Here is an 18,251-nt window from a genome sequence, read left to right on the forward strand (position 1 = left end):
AATGTTAGTACTTCTGTTTAACACAATTGAGGACGCAATAAGTAAATTGAATATAATTAAAGAACAATTATTAAACCTAAGGGAACGCTATGGGGCAATTAAGGAGAAGCTGAAAATAAACGCAGAGATTGAGGATAAACTTACAAAACTTGGTTTTCAACCGTCTCACCAAGTAATAACGGTACATGCTATACCTCACACGATGAACATACATATCGCACCGCATTCAACATGGTTACTAAGTAAGTTGAATGTAATAGATGATAATATTAATTATGTAATAAACGAAATTGAAAAAATAAATAAATACTTAAATGGCATTAAGGGTAGGGATGCCTCAGTAATGGTGCTTATTGATTATGCAAATAAAAAGACAAGACTGGTGATAATGCCATGAGCACGAATATAGATATTAATATTAATGTCGATGAGCTGCACAGGAGGATATTAGAAAGCAAAAGAAAGGTTACTGATTATGTTAAGAGACTATCTGATATATACGATAAGATAAATGAGGTTGATCTACCTGATAGGAGCGAAAAGGTGATAATTGACATACCCAACTCTATCCCAATAATAATATACAGGGAACCATCAAAGGAAGCTTATAGGGAATTATTTTCAAAGGCGCTTCAATTTCTTAAGTTGGAATACGCTATTTATGAAACTCTTGAAGGTAGATTAGGTAAGCTTAAGGGGCATGAATTTAAAGCAATGGTTAGATACTTTGGGGACGTACCATCTTTAGTGGTGATCGAACTTGATAGTACTAAGAAGTGATAGGTTGAAGGACCTAGCTTTAAGTCTTGGTAATAGGCTTAATGAGATACTCCAGGCTATTAGTGAGATATATGCATATAGTCCTGATAATGAATCCATGAATAAAATGATTAGGGAATTAAGGAGCAAATCACCAGCCACATTAGTTAAGGGCAATACCAATGTAACGACTAAGGCCGATGATATTGAGGTGATTTACACATTAACAGCTAATGGCTATAAAGACGCAATAAGGGATGCAATTAATTATTATACGAATATATTAATGTCTATTAAACAGGCCATGGAATTTACTGAAAAACTCGGCGTGAATGATGATTATGTGATTATAATAGATGATGCATCAATAGATGTGGTAATAGGTTATTCATTACCTGACATGTCGGAGACATCACTGTTATACTTACCTAACATCAGGGAAACCACTGAAATACCCAGCATTTTAAGTAGTATTGTTGGCTTAACCGCTGATGAGGTTGCTAGGCTCATGAAGATGATTGATGAAGTAATTTCATCAATTAGTAATAATTCAAGGAGTATCGAAACCGTCGTGAAATTAGATAATATAAGCTATCCAGAGCCATTTAAGAAGATTGAAGAGAGGGTAGGTGGTTTATCATGATTGTCGAAATTAAGAGATTTGAATCGCTAGATGAACTAATTCAGACATTAAAAGGTGAATTGAGTAACTCATACAGGTTTATGTATATGCTCAAGCAGAATTGGAATGAAATTTTAGGTGCTGAAAATAATATTGCATTGGCCAGTGAAATTTCTGAAAATGTTAGGTTTGTTGATGGTTCATCAGAAATATTCTCCTTAAGAATTATTTATAAGCCAGGTTCTAGTACAAGAAGTAATGTAATAAATGATGTCGCTGGCTATATACAAAGAAGATCTGCAATTATAAAGTCAATTATTGACAGATTAGAGACCCTCAATATTGATAGGAATCGCCCAATAATCACGTTACTTATTGATTCAATACCGATAATGATAATAATACAAAAAGTAAGTACTTAGCTCTCCTTATGAAGGGTTATGAACTTCCTTGGTATCCCATCAATATAGAGAACTAGTATCTGTGAATTAATCATATACTGGGAAATCTCTTTATCATGTATTAGCTTCTCGACTATATTGCTGAACTCCTCAACATAACCACTCATTAATTGTGCAGTGGTCGTTAAATCACCAGACACATCTTCAGGCTTCACATATACTATTAATTTATCCTCATTATCCTTAGACCTTGATCTTCTCTGCCTTTGCTTCTTAAATGCGGACTCCTCCTTTAAGGTAAGACCTAGCGATAGAGCTTTATTCTCATACTGCCTAATCCTCGATAGAAATAGGGCCTCCTTACTAATAATCTCTGTACTATCCTTAATGTCTATGAACCTTCTTGATATGCTTATTATAGTGTCGGTCCATCCATCGTAATACTCAACCCAACTACCCAATGCCTCATTAGTTGTTATCCCAAGTTTTAAGTCATTAATGGATTTAGGAATAATCCTATCTAAGTCCTCTGGTTTAATTTCTGGTTTTTTCTCACCTTTTTGCTTATTCGTGGTCTTTCTCGGTCTTTTAGAGACCGCCTTTTGACCCTGGTTTAGTTTGAATAATGACCGTACGTCAATACTCATATACTTATTTATTAATATGGATGTTCCATAGCCTATAGCTAAGCCTACTATCGGGATTATTATATATTTGATACTAAGATACTGATTAATTGTTAGGTTTGGTATTATGTATGGTATTAACATTAGTATTATGTAGATACCTAGGAGCGGTATTATGACTGTTAATGGTGGCCTGAGCAGGCCTAGGATCAGCATTCCAATCATTATTGCAATGATCAATACAGGTATTAGCATTATCATGGTACCTCACTCAGGGTCAGGGGCTGCGATAATAATACTCTCCTGGGTATGCCGTTATTAAACTCAAGTAATACAATGCCTGTGTAATTACTATCATTAAACTCATCCCTTATTTCCTCAAGTAGTGAATTAATTGTATCAATCCTATTATCAAGTTCATCTAATATTCCCTTTATCTCTGTTATTCTTTCTCTCTGTATAATAACGTTATTGTTCCTTATTTCGATGATGTCCACGAGCGACTCCTTATTCACTTCCTCCTCTAATATTTTCTTGGCTACTAATAATTTATTCAAGTCTTCATTTAAATATTTAACAAGAGAATTAAGATCTTTAAACCTAAGTAATACTTTCAACCTTGATCACCTTTACCAAGAACTTGATTAAGTATTTTGTCTGGGTTTGTATAATATGTCTGTACGTATGTAGATACGTCCTCAAAGTTCAGTATTTCATTCTCAACCATCCAATTAACAATACTAGCCCTAGTGTCTATTTCCTTGAGAATTTCATAAACATCCTTACCTGTCATATCACTTATCTGCTTAATTAGGACGCTCTTTTCTACATATGAATCGTGAGAGTCAGTTTTTGGATTCCACTTAAATACTGTATTAAATCTTATTTTATCGCCATCTATATAAACCTCACCAACCTCAGTGACTCTCCTCGTTAATCTACCATTAATCTTAACCCTCTTAATCATAACAAAGATGTTCATGGCAGGTATATAAGCCGGTGGTATGTTCATTGGCGGGCTCATGAGCCTATTAACAGCCGCCTCAAAGGACTCCGCGTGCATAGTGGATATGCCGCTATGTCCTGTGTTTACCGCTTGAAATAGAACATAAGCCTCCTCACCCCTTATCTCACCAACTATTAAGTAATCAGGTCTCATCCTAAGCGTTGCCTTAACTAAGTCAAATAATGTAATCTCATTTATCTTCTCAGAACCATAGCTTTGCCTTGTAACGAGCCTAATCCAATTCTTATGTGGTAAGTTTATTTCAGGGACTTCCTCAACGGTTATTATCTTCATGTGAGGCCTAATGAATGTGGCCATTGCATTGAGGAAACTCGTTTTACCTGCACCGGTAACACCAAGCACTAGGAATGACCTGCCATTATCCAGCATGACCCAGAAGTAACTCGCAATCTCCGCACTGATGTTACCGAACTTAACGAGTTCCGTGAATGTTAATGGGTTCTTCCTAAACTTCCTTATTGTGAATGTGGAGCCACCAGGCGAGACCTCTCTCCTATATGTCACGGCTATCCTAGAACCATCAGGTAATTGCGCATCAACTATTGGCGTTGCAACTGAGACATGCCTACCTGATAGGTGTATTAGCTTCACAACCAGGTCATCAAGGGCTTGGTCTGTCACTGGCACTATGTTTGTTGGTATTGATTCATACTTCCTATGAAACACATAAACAGGTCTACCTACGCCATCGCACGATATATCCTCAATATTCTCATCCTTCATTAAGGCATCTATGGGGCCGTAACCAAGTAAATCTCTCTCCATGTAGTATAGGAATTTAGCGAAGGATGATGTGGAAACATTTCTGAACAGCCTTCTGTATCGCCCAACGATCTTCTTTAATTCATTAAGCAGGTAATTCTTGACATCACCCATCTTTGTTAATTCCTCAGGTGGTGGTAGCTCAAGCATAACTATCCTTACCAACTCCTTATATACCTGCTGTTCGGTAGGGTCAAGTGTTATCTCCTCAAGGTAATACATTATATCTCCCGTCTTCTCATCCTGGACTATTGTGGCATATGCAAATGGTTCATATAATGGGTACCTCTCCAACTCCTTGAGTTGACCTACCAGTTTTACTAACTGAAAGTCTAAGCTCATTCAATTTACTAAAGAACAAGCCCCCTAAAATACTTTCTGTTTCATAATTTCAGTAACTCTTAATGATCAGAAACTTATATAATTGCTGGCGCTATATTAAATGGTAATGATTAACAACAAATGGATAATATTTGCAGTATTTCCAGCAATTATCTTCACATTAGTCTCATTTATCACATATGCAAATACTACCTATGGTCCAGCACCTACGCCCGTAGTTTACAGGACATACGTAATAACAATGAACCTGACAGATTCAAGACCAACAGCACAGTTCCTAAATAGCATAGTTAATGAGTACCCATTAACATACCGTGAAGATTCACTAATCACCAATACAACGCCTGTCTGGGTCGCCACAGCCAATAGGGAATTCACACTATACATAGTCAATGCATCAGAAACCACTATACAGCAGGAAGTAATGCTCAACTCAACAGCGCTGACCAACGATACTGGCGGTATCACGTGGACCTTAGAAGTCCCGCTATACCTAATATATCCGCAGCCCGTATACGCCAATTGGTACGTGATAATAACTGAGGACATAAATGGCGCTGAATACGTGGTCTTCGCCTTCGAAACAGGTAATGAAAGCCTTACGCAAATACTAAGTGAACTGAGTACGGTAGGCGGTTACCTAATCGCCCTTAATGGTGAGTCGTATCACCTATGGAATTATTACTATGGTTATAACCCAGTCACTGGAGGTATTAGTGAGCACTACGAGGTTGGTTTGCCCGGTCTGAGCCTGTTCACCATGTGGGTTGGACAGGGCATTAATGCAAGTTCATGGCCTAGCTCGGGCTTTCAGGAGGCGCTTCAGGTCCTTAGCTACTCATTCGATGAGTACGTTAATTCATCATCAATCACTCACCTAACCCTTAGTCCTAATGTGACTATTAGTGAAATCACGAATTACGGCTATACGGTATACCAAAGACCGAGGCTTGTGCCCTTTGGGCCCGTGATATACATATCGCCAATACTCCTGCTTCCAAATGGCACGATAATAAACCCAACCTGTTTGCCAGGTACTTATTACCTGCTCCAGGTTAATTACGTGACGCAGAGCGGTTATTCGATACCAGTTTATGAAACCAAGAACTACCCAATGGGACTATACCTACTCAATGGCTCATTATTATTTGGAGGTTATTTACAGGCGTATGACCTCTTCAATGAATCCATCATACCAATAACTCCTGGACAATACTTATCACCGATTTATCAATCACAGGTAAGTGAGGTTTCATGGTGTGCATTACGAGTGATTAATAATGAAATAATTACGCAGATGAACAGTATAATGAGCGATATAAATGTTAGCGCAATAAGCGTTAATAGCGTAATTACGGATGCAAATTCGCAATATGAAATTCATCAATATAGTAAGTCATCATATATCATTAATAGGATCAACATGGAATTAAGGTTGAGAACCTAGTAAAATCCCCACTATAAATGAAAACTTACCTATGTTAAAATTATTCACTTATCCTTGAGGACTTAATACCGAACTTCTGCTCAATATTACTTAGGGCCTTTATTAATAATGTGGCTGTGTCAACTCTAGCCCTGGTACTTAGGGCAGCCGCTAATACATGACCACCCCCCTCACCATTGAAGTATCGCGCTAAATCACTAAATACCTCGGCAAGTGATATCTTCTCGGCAATTCTCTTACTACCTCTACCGAATAATCTAATCTCTTCGTCATGTTCTGAGGCCACCAATGCTATGTCACAACCTGCCCTAATCATGGTATCAGCGAGCGATGATTCATACGCGTTCACATTACTTAAGCAAACGATGTAATCATTAATCCTATACACCCTCATCCTTAGTAATCCCTTAACTATAGCCATCCTCTCTGGAAAGGTCATTTCCTCAGACATGGCATTGATTATATCTCGATAATTCCTACCCGATAGTCTAAGTAACCATGCCATAACCTCAAAGGTTTCAGGTCTAGCTCTGCTTAACCTACCACTATCACTTAGGATCCCACCAATGAGCAAGGTGGCAACCTCATTGCTTGGCTCAATATCTAACTCCTTAAGTACTTGTGCAACTATCTCAGAGCAACTCGTAGCGCTTGAATTAATTATCGCTAATGTGGGTATAATGTTATGTACCTCATGGTGATCAATCACGACTATTGGTTTATTGCCTATGATATCCCTAAACTCATTTAATTGGGCGTATGTACTAACATCAACCAAGATCACCATATCTGATCCATCACTGCAATTGCTTAGGCCTTGATAACTAATGCTAAGTTTACTAATGAATGATTTGACATCATGGGACAAACCATCAGGAATCACTATATATGCATCACGGCCTAATTTAGTAATTAATTCCTTAACAGCCACTCCACATGCATATGCATCTAGGTCTGCATGCCTATGTGTTACTATACAGATTTTTTGCGTATTCCTCAGCAATTCTCTCAATTTCTCCAGTTGATAAACCAATCAATTCACCCCCCTTGAACTTATCCATTAGGTAATCAGCTATTTTAAATCCAAACTCAACAGCGTCATTTATTATATTATCAAGACCCTTTAATAATGGGTTCGTCATTGCTTCAATACTTATTTCAAGGTTGTAATTCGCGAGGTTTGTAAATCCCACGTTAATAACGAAATCCTCAAGCAATTTTTCAGGAAGCCTATGCATTAAATACCTATATATCTCCTCCGCAATCACATTAGCTATGTCATTAAGTATCTCGTAATTACTCATTACCTTTAACCACCACCCTTCGCAACTTCACCAGCCCCACCCTGTAACTTTGCCAAGGCTTCATTTATCTGGGTTCTTAGGTCCTCAATTTGCTTCATTAACATGCTCTCCTGCCTTGACAGCGTCTTTATATGAAGCTCAAGCAATTCCTTCCTATCCTTAAGTTCCTGAAGTGCCTGATCCTTAGTAACCAAAACCAGGAAGGAACCAACGATCTTATACACCTTACTCTCGGTGGATATCTTTTCAATTTCCGAAATAGCCTTCTCAACCTCCTTTAACTCACTCTCAAACTGTTGCTTCCTAACCCTAACACTATTTAATTGGTCCTGTAACGCCTGCAATTTCTCCAGGTCTGATTGTAATGACGGCGGTAATGAACTCATTAAATTGCCATTGAACTAAGCCTTAATAAGTATTAATCCGCATGTGAATCATGAATAAGCCTATGATTAAGAAATACAAAGCCATGACCTAGTCAAGTTCCTCAGCCTTTAATATTAAGTATAGTGATTTCATGACCCCACTGACTAAACTCCTTAAACTTGATAAATCCCTGGCGCAAATAACAATAATCACATTATTATCATTAACATCAACACTTACAAAACCCCTGCTAAACCTCATTTCTTTTTCAAGCGTCTTAAATGAATTAACTATTAATTCTTTGTCAACATTTTCTAATGAAAAAACAGTCTTAAACGTACATTCATTCAAACTTAATCACCCTAGGCCTTACATAAGTCACGTCGTTAACCTTCATGAAAGGACCATAAGGACCCAAGTCCATACCATTTAATATCTGAATCTCGTACTCATTATTAGCCCTATGAATCAGGAAGATCACATCATACATGCCCCTAATACTCTCAAAATCGTAAATTCTCACGCTAGGTAATTCAAGTTGCTCACTAAGTACATCCATTATCTCAGTATACTCCCTTAGGGCCACGATAATTCCACTCCGTACCCTTCGTCTATGCGTAATACTAACCTGCATATCAGTGAGGAGTTTAACCCCAAGTATTTTTATGAAGTACGGCATTACCTCAATCAATCCTTCCTTAATTCTTAAAAAACGCATGAAACCAGGATTACCACCCCTCGAACCAATATATAGTATTTTCATGGCCCCTAAACTCAATGCCTTACCTGCAACCTCAACTATTGATAACTTACCCCTATTCACCTTAATGACGCTGGGAATAACCACCTCTAACTCATTAAGAAATTGTCTCATTCGAGTACTGGGATTTCGTGATGATGTTAATACTATTAAACTCATTACGACAATGCCTTCATCTAGTGCTTTGTTTAGCCGCTGCTTCGGTGGCCAGGGTTTTACCCATTATTGTCTGCGGAATCCAGGCGCCACCTGCGAAGGTATAACCACACTTAGGGCATCTCCAAATGCCGAAGGCTATCCTCTCCATTTTAACCAGGGACTTACATCTTGGGCATCTATGCCTACCCCTCTGCTTAACCTCTATCTGTAGAACCTTCCTTCTAACGCCCATTCCATACCTAGCACCATACCTTCCAGTTGGCCCTACAATCTTTGTATGGCTAAACGGCATCAAGGACCTAGCATTTAACTAAATAAAAGCATTTCTATTGATGTTTACTTGGGCAATTTAAATAATGGCGCCACCTTGCCCCTGAGGCATGCTAGGTAGTGGTTGTAACTCCACATCAGAATTCATAAATACTCTAAAAATAAGGAGTATTTTCTCCCTATCCTTACCCATCTCATCCTTGCCCCTGTACATCCTCAAAATAGTACCCCCTGAATCTAAGACAACGCCAATGAAACTAATGCCACTTACCTTATTTATTAAATCCTTAGACGTCCTTATTCGGATTAACGGCATTAATGGTGAGTAGTGTATTGATAACTCGGCCTCATTGCCAACAGATTTTATGAATATTGGTATCTCAGGCTTAACGCTCTGGGCTAGGGCGGGTGGTATTGAAGCCATTAATCCAATTAAATTATTCAGCATGAGCCTTAGATAATCAAGTGCATCATCAGCACTCGGTATTGAAAGCTTAATCTCCGAAACCAAGCCCACTCTGACTATTTCTGAGATCATCTTGACAATATTGTTACAGGATTTTTTAGTATTTCCATTTACTTGGGCTTAAGGAACGAGACCAAAAATTTAATAAGGTTATTGCTTTATAAACCAGAGTTCGTCTATGCATAGACTTAACGTAACTATAGAGTTCAAGAATGGTAACGAGAGAGATATTGAAATCGCTGTTAGTGATCTAGTGATCTTTGTCTGGTCTGGGAGGACTACGGACATTATTAAAAAGGAGGTTGAAGAGTTAAGTAGGATAGGCATTAGTGGGCCTAAGAACATACCTGAAATATACATACTACAGCCATACCTGGTAACCACAAGCAACTACATCAGGAAGGTTAGTGATTTACATAGTGGTGAGGTTGAGTATGTATTGTTGATTAAGAATGAGGATGAGATATATGTGTCTGTGGGAAGCGATCACACGGATAGGGAAGCAGAGAGGTGTAGCATACTTGCTGGTAAGCATATGTATCCAAAGATTGTCGCGAGGAGGGCTTGGCCGCTTAAGGAGGTTGAGGACCATTGGGATGACTTAATACTAAGGAGTTGGATACTTGAGGATGATAAGAAGACGCTTTATCAGGAGGGCACCATGAAGTTTCTACTAACACCAGAAAAGCTGGTTGATTTGATACGTGAGGTTGTACCAGACCTAAAGAATGTCGTTGTTTTCTCGGGTACAATACCCCTAATAAAAGGCCAAATAAAGCCTAGTGGGTATTTCGAAATTGAGCTTCATGACCCAGTACTTAATAGGTCAATTGACCATTATTACTGGATTGAGTAAAATCCCTTAAGTGATGATGCTTGCAAGGTCTGAAGAGGTGATGTACTGGGCTAAGCTGATTACTTTAATTTTTCATAGTTAATACTTGCTGGTAAATCAATTGTTGACAGTACTCCATAATTATCGCACCCACTGAATATGTTCTTATTGAGTTCATTAATTAATGAGTTTAAATCTTCGAATTCATATACAAACAGAGTCACTGAAAAATTATTGGCAACTATCGAATTCAATTCCCTAATATACTTATTAAAATCAAGGTCCTTACACTTATAAACAAGAACCCTCAGGGCGCCGCCAAATCCCGCCCTTCTAAGTACCGTATTCATAGCACCTTTAAACTTATCTAATGTATCATTGCAAACATCCACAATCAACGTCAAGCAATTTTTCTGTACTCTCTTCACGGTGGTTACAGGGAGACATCAGATATTAATAAATATAATCCTCTAGTACGCTCTTTCAAGAGCTTCCTTGGAAAACATGCTCACTAACTCATCATATATAGCCCTAAACACGCCAGAATTTGGTTCCTCAAAGCTATTGAGCACGACCCAGGCATTAATTAAGGCCCTATATTCAAAACTTAATTTAATATCATTAAACCTATCAATTATTGGAAAGCCAGTATCTCTAAGGAACTTATGTAATCTCATTAAATCATCGGGGGTAATCTTCTTACCGCCAAAGTTTATGGATCGACCGCTCACGTGCCTCTCACCACCGCCAGGCATTATCACCTTACCATAGGCCGCCTTAACCCTCCAGGTACTCGTATCTGTACTATCAACACCTATCAACTTTAGTATTGGATTTATTATCGGTGATCCAAGGCCAAGTACATGAATGCACGTATCTGTTTCCTGTTTGATCCTTAGTAGAAACCTTAATGCCGATCTCCGTGAATCCTTAGGAACACCCCTACTGATCAATACATAAGGTACTAAACCTCCTATTGCAATACACTTAGGATTAAAGTCTAGATACTTAACTAGATACTCCATGATTATATCGGTCCTCCAGTGATAATGGAGCACTGGTAATACGTTATCAAATCTCTTAGTCAAATACTCATAATTAACCATTGACATCCTTAATTTCGCCTCCAACTCATGATCATTATCAGTAGGGCTTGGAGGATAATCAAGATTTAGAAAGTACCTAATATCCCAGAATTGGTCATAAACCTTAGCTAAGTCCTCTATTTCTGGTACTTTACCATGCCTAAGAAATTGAAATCCACCACTATCCATCCAAACCTCACCGTCGTATTGCAGTACATTCTTTATGACACGTTCCTTTTTGCTAATCCTATTTCTTATAACATCAAAGGCATTCACCATAATAGTCGGTACATGGAAATAAAGCCAGGGTTTAGGTCTCGAATTAATTGGCGTGCCTAAGATTATTCGCACGCTATACGTCAATGGGACATAATAAAAAGTTTTACCTAACTCTATTATACTTAAATTATACTTAAGTTACACACTTATGATATTATTTCCTGGGAATAAGCGTTGGTGTCACACCACCATGCTCAGTTAACCTATCCCTAACCTTAACAGGTAATGGCATTGGAACAGCCAATCCCGTTACCAAGGCATCATCCTCATTAAGAACCCTTACCTCCCATAGGTCCTCATCAGAGATAAACTCCACAACATTTCTAACGTACTTAAGATCGATGGGATTAATAATCCTCTTAAAAACCTGTGTTAGACACTGACTTAATACATCGGGGTGAACCTTAGAAGGCCTTTGACTAATTATGCAGAGCCCAACACCGAATTTTCGACCTTCTCTGGCGATCTTTATTAGCGTCGATGTACTAAGTGATGAGCTAACTGATGGAGCATAATTATGCGCTTCCTCAACGACGATAAGTATAGGCTTGTCCCTCCTCACTGTGGATGCCCTAAATATATCACTTAGTATTAAGGCCACAAGAGCCTGCTGATCCACTAGGTCTAAACCACTTAAGTCAAGTACGTGGATTCCATATTCCATGAGCTCCTTAATATCCAACAACCTTATTGGTTCATTTCCATAAAATTCGCCAGGTCTCGTTATAAAGAATGGCCTATTCTCCACCAGCATTCTAACCTTAGTTAGTAATGTGGATAATGCTAATTCATTACCATAACCCCTAACGACCTTACCACCACTCTTCTCCAAATCATTTAGGAATTCCTCCATGCTCGTTAATTCATTATTCATACCCATGTACTGCCAGGCCTCCTCAAGAATCCTCCTTTGGGCATCCGTAAGTCCATAGTAATGATTTAGTAATCCTTCCATAAGCCTTAACGATAATGCCCTAGGATTAATACCAAACCTGGTATACCTCCTCTCAACACCAAACCTACTCCTGAAGTATTCATCAAGGCTTGTGGTATCAACCTTACCTGGCACATAAACCCGTACTAAACCTGATACGTACTTGGCGTCATCAGTGGTAAACTTAGGGACCTGCATTGCTGAGTATTCGCCATGTGGATCAATGATTATTATCGGTATTTCGGCCCTCAATGCTAATTCCTCAACTATAACACCCGCCAACCAAGACTTACCACCACCAGTGGCAGCAAGTATTGCGCAGTGATGAGAAACCAGCTTATTGGCATCTAGCTCTGCAGGTATTGATAGTGATCTAATATTACCTATCACCAACATAACACCATTATTATCAAGCCTCAGTAACCTACTTAATTCACCCTCAGCTGGTAAATGCACAAAATCCATAGGCTTAGGGGGCTTGAGCGGTTTAGAAAATCGTGCACCAACCCTATAACCAATAATTGATGCTCTGGCTAGTGTTGACTGCGCAATATACTGTATATCTACCCCATAATCCCTAAAGGTATTTATCACATCCTCACTACCCAGCTGGGCAATGACTCTATCATCCACCAGGTAATTATGCCTAATAACCCTTGTTACCCTGGCGAGTATTGGGCCATTAGTCCTATTTTCATAATTATCGAGGGTTACGAATGTGCCAACGTTTATTCGATCCTCCACATTATCAAATACCCTAAACCAAAATGATCTAGGGCTTTGCGCCTTAATTATAACACCAACCCTCACATCATTAATCGGGAATTACCTAGTTTTATTATTATTAAATAAAATAAGGAGTCGTGCATTGGTGTTAAATTAATTAAACAGAATCTCACCAATTACTTTAACATGGATTATGAAATAAAGTTTTTAACGCAACAGTTAATAATTACTAAACGTGACAATTAAGGATTATATAGTACTAATGAAGCCAAGAGTTATTTGGCTACTTATTCTCGCCGCTATAGCTGGGTACATATTCGCCGCGGCACCCAGTATTAATGCAATTTATGTAATAGAACTGGCGCTCATAGGGCTTCTGAGTACTGGTGGTTCTGCAGTATTTAACATGTATTATGAGAGAAATATTGATGCTGAGATGACCAGGACTAGGACTAGGCCAATACCTGCAGGCCGTGTGAGTCCAGGTAATGCATTAATCGAATCATTGATCTTGTCTATTATTGGATTCATATTATCATATTTATGGCTTGGCTTGTTGCCGACGATATTTGTGGTGCTTGGTTGGTTCTTCTATGCAGTAATCTATACAATACTCCTGAAATGCAGGAGTTGGAGTAATATCCTAATTGGTGGTGTGGCTGGTAATGCGGCATTACTGGCTGGGTGGACTGTGGCAAGGCCTTTGGACCTCGAGGCTATCCTATTATCCATGGCCATATACCTATGGATACCCGCACACATATGGAGCCTCGTGATTAGGGCTAAGGATGATTACTCAAGGACTTGCATCAAGATGCTGCCTCTTGAGATGAGTGAGGATAAGGCCATGATAATGGTGGCACTACTAAATGTACTCTCAAACATATACATGCTATTCCTCTACATACTCATACTCAAGAACTTCATTGGATTAGTGATACTAATCATTACAGCAGCCTGGAGCAGTTATTACAGTATTAAGGCCATAATTAAGCCCAGTAGGGAGGTATTCTGGCAAATGTTCAAGGCAAGCTCACCTGTACTAACGGTCTTCCTAATAATCGGCATGGCATTATCATTCATTAAATGAAGAACCCAGCCAAATCACTCCTAAACTCCCTAATGAGGCGACTATGATTAAGCCATACACTTCCCGCTAATAATGAAGCATTCACGTAATTAATTGCCTCATTAACGTCCGAAAACCCCCTTATATTAACCCCCATGCCATTCCTAACAGCCTCCCTTGCCTGCCAGATGCCCACAGGAACCTTATATTCTGGTGTTACCTCCCTAATTGCTATCACAGATGCTTGCCTACCAACCTTATTGAGATACTCAAGGACACCAAGCCTAATTGCGTAAAACGCACCACCCGTGTTTTCCGCATATCCCTTCATGCCCCTTGTCCTCTCGTAATCTGCGAATACCTTGGGCGAGTTACCGTCTCTATTCCATATCGAGCCGGGCATTTTCAATTCAATAAGTTCATACCTCCAGGGACCTGGTATGAGTATTACGAAATACCTATTTCCCATGTACTCCATTTTGTGAACCTCTACCTGCCCAACCTCGTCATACTCAATAATCCTGTTCCTAAGGTAATCACCAATTATTGAATCAACAGCCGTTATAGACCACCTTGTCGGTACTAACCTCCTAAATCTCCTACTGCCTAACAATCCAATCGTAAACATGCGCTGTATACGGGATACAGGTATTGAGCCACGGTAAAGCTCAATAACGGCCGTCTCGGCATCCACATCATAGTCATTGATTAACCGCTCAACCACATTCTCGGCACTGACATTAGACGTTATCCTCAAATCCCTTAACTCACCAATATTACCAAGCGGTGCGTGATAATCATCAGCCAACGCCCTAAGCACCAATTTCCTCAACCTAACCTCAACATCAACCGAATTACGCCCAATACTTAATTCCTGAATCCTACTAATTATGGGATTATTAAGTGAATTAACTGAAGCCCTCGTCCTACTGAGTATTATCCTAGACCTTAACCGGACAATATCCCATTGGGTAAAGCCACGTTTAAACCACTCCTCTGGGTTATCAAGTATTGATGCGTCACTGCTACCGTCATTAACTAATGCACCAACATTAATGTATGGGTAATTCATAGAACCAATGAAATTTCCAGGTGGTGATAAACCACTGATTTCATTGCCCACACTACGCCAAAGCCTAAATTCTCTCCAGAATTCAGGCGATAATTCGCTAAATCTAACCATTGCCTATATTTAATAATCCTGGAAAATTAAATAGATTTGCTGTTAAATAAGGAATGCTGGGTGAAGAATTCATTTGAATACTTTTATAATCATTAACATTTATTTACATGCTGATTAATGCAATAATAAATAATGAATTTTTAAGTGTAAAAATAAGTGCATCAAATGCATCCATATGCTGGTTTATATATTGTAATCAAGTAAATGAGAATGGTGATTGAGAATGGCAGGTCTCTTTATGGACCCACTGGACATCTGGCTAATGATACTTGGAATAACACTAATAACCGCAGCGTATGGCGTCTTCATGAACTTCATTAGGAGACCTAGAATAGCCGCTGATGGATCTAGGGCAGAGACTGTGGAAAGAATTCAGGGGGTTACTGCCTGCATTAATATAAATAAGTGCCTAAGCATCTTTTTCATAAGTGTTGGGATCTACGCACTAATCACTGGTCTTTGGGCTTCAATGACTTGGCCGCTTCCAAGTTCGTACAACCTGGTCTTTTCCGACGCTTGGCCAATCTTTGGCTTAGTAACATTAATGCTTGGCTTAGCAATGTACATAGGTGCTGACTTAAGGTACCTAGCGCTACCCATAGCGTTATTTAGCATACCAGTTATTGTTTATGGTGTTGATATACTAGTACATGGGTTGACTACAGAGCCTTTATTTGCGAGTGCTATGTACCTGTTCCTGGGGATAGCGATGCTAATTAGCCCAGGCGCCATGTTGCCTAGGAATAATGCAGGTAGGTACGTTGGTGTCCTTGTCATGGTCTTACTAATCCTATCCGGTATCCTAGCATTCTTCATAGGTATAAGTGCCACATTTGAACACACATTGATCTGGGCTAAGTGGGCTCCTTGGTATGGCGTGTCAGGCTGATAATTAAATTCAATTCTGTTTCAAAATTAAAGTTTATTTTCCTTCCTTTTCTTAAAAACCTGGTGAAGATAAGGGCTGCTGCCTGATGAGTGATGATTGGGAAGAGCACTGAGTATTAGGTTATTACGCTTGCAGGTCTCATGCTTAAGTACTTAGGCATCGTAAGTGGTCTTCTCGGGTAATCCTTAATCTCCTCCTCAATCTTGCTGGTAAACTCGTCAATGCCCATCTCAATGGGCTTTTGCACACCCCTAACCCTAACGCTTAATTTACCAGTCTTAACTTCCCTATCGCCAATAACTACGATATAGGGCACCCAGAAGGTTTCCGCGTCCCTAACCCTCTTGGCCAGTGTCTCATCAAACCTGTCATCAATGTCAACCCTGATCATCCTATCCTCAAGTCTTGAGACAATTTCGTTTGCAAAGGTCAAGTGCTCCTTGCTAATCGGTATTACTCTAACCTGTATTGGTGAAACCCACGTTGGTAATCTTGGGATCTCACCCTTAGACTCGGTTATTGCCGCCGTGTCAAGGAGCGCGTATATGTATCTCTCAACACTACCTATTATCGCCGTATGTATAATCACCGGGTACCTAACCTCCCCATTCTCATCCCTATACTTAATACCAAACCTCTGAGCGTTACCAACATCGAACTGGAACGTGGCTATCTCCCTAGGTCTCCTCAATTCATCAACTATGTGAAACTCAACATTGAGGACCCAGTAGTACTTCTGCTCTGGCATTATCCTGATGAGCATCGGCTTGCCCTCACGCTTAGCCAACTCGATTAGGTAATCCCTATGTTCATCGTAGAATTGCTTAGTGACGTTGTATAGGCTCACGTAGTCCCTACCCAACTTCCTAACCTCCCTAAATATTATCTCATGAAGCTTCAGGGCAACATCCATTGCGTTCTTTAGATCCTTCGTAAAAATGTGCAGGTCAGGCATGTAAAACCTCCTGAGCCTAAAGCATAGCACGGTCTCGCCAGGTTGCTCATACCTATAGCTATCAGCAACCTCAAGCATACCAATGGGAATATCCCTATAACTCAACACCCAGTCCTTAATCATTGCAAATTGCTGGAAGCAGGCGGCATACCTCATTATCAACTCGTCCTTATCGCCCTCAATCGTATACATCCTCTCATTGAACAACCTGGCATGCTCATCAATAGCCCTCTCACCACGCCTAAACATGTTAGTACCCCTGATCTTAAACACGGGTATGCCAAGTTCATTCGCTAATTTCCATGCATAGTCCTCAACGAGCTCCATCATTAATGTTGCTGCTGGTCCATACCTCATGTGACCCACATCACTCATGGATTCCCATTCAAAGCCGAATTTACGGCAGTAATCGATATACCTAGGTTCCTTACCACCCTCAAGCTCCATCTTCAGCACCTCCTTCTCAACCAAAGCCTTCAAGTCATCCTCACTAGGCTTGAATTGATATTTCATAGCGTCGTATTCCTCACCATTAGGAGTCAATATAACGTAGTAATCCTTACCCACAGCCTGTTGCTGAACTGTCTGTGCACTAATCATGCTAGGACTAAGCGACTTACTGAGCTCTGAGAGTGGATGCCCATAGCATTTAATGTCGAATGCCTTATAGTATCCAAATGGTGCTCTCATTACAGGAACTGGTGATCTCTCTCTCAATTTATTATAAACAGCCGATAAAACGCTTAATGCCTTACTTGGCCTTGCAAGGTTAGGGCTTAAGTGCGCGTACGGATATAGGACTAATTGTGACGCCTTAACCTCATTTAGTACGCTTAGTATTTCATTAACGACGTAATTTATATAGCTGGGTTCCTCATTATCGTTATCCTCAACGCTCACAAAAACCACAAGCGCGTTCTTTGCGGTGCCTCTCTCAAGTTCTGGTGTTAATGGTTCTGGATTTTCAACAGCCTTATCCCTAACC

General features: G+C 39.6%; 23 protein-coding genes. 8 read left to right on the forward strand and 15 right to left on the reverse strand.

Annotated elements, in window-relative coordinates:
* The first annotated feature begins 1 nt into the window (after position 1).
* Genes ACP5L5_RS05685 through ACP5L5_RS05700 form a run of 4 tightly spaced genes read left to right on the forward strand, consistent with a single transcriptional unit; the run spans position 2 to position 1,803 of the window.
* Positions 2-397, forward strand: a complete 396-nt coding sequence (locus ACP5L5_RS05685; RefSeq protein WP_428762257.1) for a hypothetical protein — start codon at positions 2-4, stop codon at positions 395-397.
* On the forward strand, positions 394-780 hold the full coding sequence (locus ACP5L5_RS05690) for a hypothetical protein (RefSeq protein WP_428762258.1): 387 nt from the start codon (positions 394-396) through the stop codon (positions 778-780). Before ACP5L5_RS05685 ends, ACP5L5_RS05690 begins: the two co-directional genes overlap by 4 nt.
* A complete protein-coding gene (locus ACP5L5_RS05695; RefSeq protein ID WP_428762259.1) occupies positions 761-1,402 on the forward strand; it encodes a hypothetical protein in 642 nt (213 codons plus the stop codon). Before ACP5L5_RS05690 ends, ACP5L5_RS05695 begins: the two co-directional genes overlap by 20 nt.
* Positions 1,399-1,803 (forward strand): hypothetical protein, encoded by a 405-nt coding sequence (locus tag ACP5L5_RS05700; RefSeq protein ID WP_428762260.1) that lies wholly within the window; start codon positions 1,399-1,401, stop codon positions 1,801-1,803. Before ACP5L5_RS05695 ends, ACP5L5_RS05700 begins: the two co-directional genes overlap by 4 nt.
* Here ACP5L5_RS05700 and ACP5L5_RS05705 read toward each other — a convergent pair.
* Genes ACP5L5_RS05705 through ACP5L5_RS05715 form a run of 3 tightly spaced genes read right to left on the reverse strand, consistent with a single transcriptional unit; the run spans position 1,800 to position 4,539 of the window.
* Positions 1,800-2,669 (reverse strand): hypothetical protein, encoded by an 870-nt coding sequence (locus ACP5L5_RS05705; protein ID WP_428762262.1) that lies wholly within the window; start codon positions 2,667-2,669, stop codon positions 1,800-1,802. The genes ACP5L5_RS05700 and ACP5L5_RS05705 overlap by 4 nt on opposite strands.
* Complete coding sequence (locus tag ACP5L5_RS05710; RefSeq protein ID WP_428762263.1) at positions 2,666-3,025, reverse strand: hypothetical protein; 360 nt, start codon at positions 3,023-3,025, stop codon at positions 2,666-2,668. The genes ACP5L5_RS05705 and ACP5L5_RS05710 overlap by 4 nt, the downstream gene beginning before the upstream one ends.
* Positions 3,022-4,539: a type II/IV secretion system ATPase subunit gene (locus tag ACP5L5_RS05715; RefSeq protein ID WP_428762265.1), complete on the reverse strand. Its 1,518-nt coding sequence runs from the start codon at positions 4,537-4,539 to the stop codon at positions 3,022-3,024. Before ACP5L5_RS05715 ends, ACP5L5_RS05710 begins: the two co-directional genes overlap by 4 nt.
* A 106-nt stretch (positions 4,540-4,645) precedes the next feature.
* On the opposite strand from ACP5L5_RS05715, the gene ACP5L5_RS05720 reads away from it, so the two are divergent.
* On the forward strand, positions 4,646-5,986 hold the full coding sequence (locus tag ACP5L5_RS05720) for a hypothetical protein (RefSeq protein WP_428762267.1): 1,341 nt from the start codon (positions 4,646-4,648) through the stop codon (positions 5,984-5,986).
* A 40-nt stretch (positions 5,987-6,026) separates the two neighbouring features.
* Here ACP5L5_RS05720 and ACP5L5_RS05725 read toward each other — a convergent pair whose 3' ends face one another.
* The 7 genes from ACP5L5_RS05725 to ACP5L5_RS05755 form a co-directional block, all read right to left on the reverse strand.
* The gene (locus ACP5L5_RS05725; protein ID WP_428762269.1) at positions 6,027-7,019 is read right to left on the reverse strand and encodes a DHH family phosphoesterase; all 993 of its coding nucleotides are present in this window, start codon (positions 7,017-7,019) and stop codon (positions 6,027-6,029) included.
* On the reverse strand, positions 6,949-7,290 hold the full coding sequence (locus tag ACP5L5_RS05730) for a DUF3194 domain-containing protein (protein WP_273304664.1): 342 nt from the start codon (positions 7,288-7,290) through the stop codon (positions 6,949-6,951). Before ACP5L5_RS05730 ends, ACP5L5_RS05725 begins: the two co-directional genes overlap by 71 nt.
* 5 nt (positions 7,291-7,295) lie before the next feature.
* The gene (locus ACP5L5_RS05735; protein WP_013605163.1) at positions 7,296-7,676 is read right to left on the reverse strand and encodes a prefoldin subunit beta; all 381 of its coding nucleotides are present in this window, start codon (positions 7,674-7,676) and stop codon (positions 7,296-7,298) included.
* Between the two features lie 88 nt (positions 7,677-7,764).
* Positions 7,765-7,917, reverse strand: a complete 153-nt coding sequence (locus tag ACP5L5_RS05740; protein ID WP_013605162.1) for a CTAG/PCC1 family protein — start codon at positions 7,915-7,917, stop codon at positions 7,765-7,767.
* An 82-nt stretch (positions 7,918-7,999) separates the two neighbouring features.
* Positions 8,000-8,530: a Brix domain-containing protein gene (locus tag ACP5L5_RS05745; protein WP_428762271.1), complete on the reverse strand. Its 531-nt coding sequence runs from the start codon at positions 8,528-8,530 to the stop codon at positions 8,000-8,002.
* Positions 8,531-8,588: 58 nt separating this feature from the next.
* Complete coding sequence (locus ACP5L5_RS05750) at positions 8,589-8,867, reverse strand: 50S ribosomal protein L37ae (RefSeq protein ID WP_013605160.1); 279 nt, start codon at positions 8,865-8,867, stop codon at positions 8,589-8,591.
* Between the two features lie 57 nt (positions 8,868-8,924).
* The gene (locus ACP5L5_RS05755; protein ID WP_048056997.1) at positions 8,925-9,383 is read right to left on the reverse strand and encodes a hypothetical protein; all 459 of its coding nucleotides are present in this window, start codon (positions 9,381-9,383) and stop codon (positions 8,925-8,927) included.
* Positions 9,384-9,489: 106 nt separating this feature from the next.
* On the opposite strand from ACP5L5_RS05755, the gene ACP5L5_RS05760 reads away from it, so the two are divergent.
* Entirely contained in the window at positions 9,490-10,167 is a 678-nt protein-coding gene (locus ACP5L5_RS05760; protein ID WP_013605158.1) for a DUF2848 domain-containing protein, read from the forward strand.
* A 59-nt stretch (positions 10,168-10,226) separates the two neighbouring features.
* On the opposite strand, the gene ACP5L5_RS05765 is transcribed toward ACP5L5_RS05760, so the two are convergent.
* From ACP5L5_RS05765 to ACP5L5_RS05775, 3 genes are all read right to left on the reverse strand, one after another.
* On the reverse strand, positions 10,227-10,574 hold the full coding sequence (locus ACP5L5_RS05765) for a hypothetical protein (RefSeq protein WP_048056996.1): 348 nt from the start codon (positions 10,572-10,574) through the stop codon (positions 10,227-10,229).
* A 42-nt stretch (positions 10,575-10,616) separates the two neighbouring features.
* Complete coding sequence (locus ACP5L5_RS05770) at positions 10,617-11,582, reverse strand: hypothetical protein (RefSeq protein ID WP_428762273.1); 966 nt, start codon at positions 11,580-11,582, stop codon at positions 10,617-10,619.
* An 82-nt stretch (positions 11,583-11,664) separates the two neighbouring features.
* Entirely contained in the window at positions 11,665-13,254 is a 1,590-nt protein-coding gene (locus ACP5L5_RS05775; RefSeq protein WP_428762275.1) for an ATP-binding protein, read from the reverse strand.
* Between the two features lie 151 nt (positions 13,255-13,405).
* Here ACP5L5_RS05775 and cyoE point away from each other — a divergent pair, with 151 nt between their 5' ends.
* Complete coding sequence (cyoE, locus tag ACP5L5_RS05780; protein ID WP_013605154.1) at positions 13,406-14,260, forward strand: heme o synthase; 855 nt, start codon at positions 13,406-13,408, stop codon at positions 14,258-14,260.
* On the opposite strand, the gene ACP5L5_RS05785 is transcribed toward cyoE, so the two are convergent.
* Complete coding sequence (locus ACP5L5_RS05785) at positions 14,253-15,422, reverse strand: hypothetical protein (RefSeq protein WP_428762277.1); 1,170 nt, start codon at positions 15,420-15,422, stop codon at positions 14,253-14,255. The two genes, cyoE and ACP5L5_RS05785, sit on opposite strands and share 8 nt — an antisense overlap.
* Before the next feature lie 223 nt (positions 15,423-15,645).
* Between ACP5L5_RS05785 and ACP5L5_RS05790 the strand changes: the two genes are divergently transcribed.
* Positions 15,646-16,311, forward strand: coding sequence for a DUF981 domain-containing protein (locus ACP5L5_RS05790; protein WP_273304679.1), 666 nt, complete (start codon positions 15,646-15,648; stop codon positions 16,309-16,311).
* A 115-nt stretch (positions 16,312-16,426) separates the two neighbouring features.
* Here the strand turns inward: ACP5L5_RS05790 and ACP5L5_RS05795 are convergent.
* Positions 16,427-18,251: threonine--tRNA ligase (locus ACP5L5_RS05795; protein ID WP_428762279.1), on the reverse strand; the 1,825-nt coding region annotated here is incomplete at its 5' end.

This window comes from Vulcanisaeta sp. (assembly GCF_049966235.1).
Classification (GTDB): Archaea; Thermoproteota; Thermoprotei; order Thermoproteales; family Thermocladiaceae; genus Vulcanisaeta; species Vulcanisaeta moutnovskia.

Excerpts from the sequence above, each read along its gene's own strand:
- ACP5L5_RS05750 (WP_013605160.1), bottom strand. The coding sequence starts at position 8,867 with ATGCCGTTTAGCCATACAAAGATTGTAGGGCCAACTGGAAGGTATGGT.
- ACP5L5_RS05755 (WP_048056997.1), bottom strand. The coding sequence starts at position 9,383 with ATGATCTCAGAAATAGTCAGAGTGGGCTTGGTTTCGGAGATTAAGCTT.
- ACP5L5_RS05740 (WP_013605162.1), bottom strand. The coding sequence starts at position 7,917 with ATGAGGTTTAGCAGGGGTTTTGTAAGTGTTGATGTTAATGATAATAAT.
- ACP5L5_RS05760 (WP_013605158.1), top strand. The coding sequence starts at position 9,490 with ATGCATAGACTTAACGTAACTATAGAGTTCAAGAATGGTAACGAGAGA.
- ACP5L5_RS05720 (WP_428762267.1), top strand. The coding sequence starts at position 4,646 with ATGATTAACAACAAATGGATAATATTTGCAGTATTTCCAGCAATTATC.
- ACP5L5_RS05790 (WP_273304679.1), top strand. The coding sequence starts at position 15,646 with ATGGCAGGTCTCTTTATGGACCCACTGGACATCTGGCTAATGATACTT.
- ACP5L5_RS05735 (WP_013605163.1), bottom strand. The coding sequence starts at position 7,676 with ATGAGTTCATTACCGCCGTCATTACAATCAGACCTGGAGAAATTGCAG.
- ACP5L5_RS05785 (WP_428762277.1), bottom strand. The coding sequence starts at position 15,422 with ATGGTTAGATTTAGCGAATTATCGCCTGAATTCTGGAGAGAATTTAGG.
- ACP5L5_RS05730 (WP_273304664.1), bottom strand. The coding sequence starts at position 7,290 with ATGAGTAATTACGAGATACTTAATGACATAGCTAATGTGATTGCGGAG.
- ACP5L5_RS05705 (WP_428762262.1), bottom strand. The coding sequence starts at position 2,669 with ATGATAATGCTAATACCTGTATTGATCATTGCAATAATGATTGGAATG.
- ACP5L5_RS05685 (WP_428762257.1), top strand. The coding sequence starts at position 2 with ATGTTAGTACTTCTGTTTAACACAATTGAGGACGCAATAAGTAAATTG.
- ACP5L5_RS05700 (WP_428762260.1), top strand. The coding sequence starts at position 1,399 with ATGATTGTCGAAATTAAGAGATTTGAATCGCTAGATGAACTAATTCAG.
- ACP5L5_RS05715 (WP_428762265.1), bottom strand. The coding sequence starts at position 4,539 with ATGAGCTTAGACTTTCAGTTAGTAAAACTGGTAGGTCAACTCAAGGAG.
- ACP5L5_RS05690 (WP_428762258.1), top strand. The coding sequence starts at position 394 with ATGAGCACGAATATAGATATTAATATTAATGTCGATGAGCTGCACAGG.
- ACP5L5_RS05745 (WP_428762271.1), bottom strand. The coding sequence starts at position 8,530 with ATGAGACAATTTCTTAATGAGTTAGAGGTGGTTATTCCCAGCGTCATT.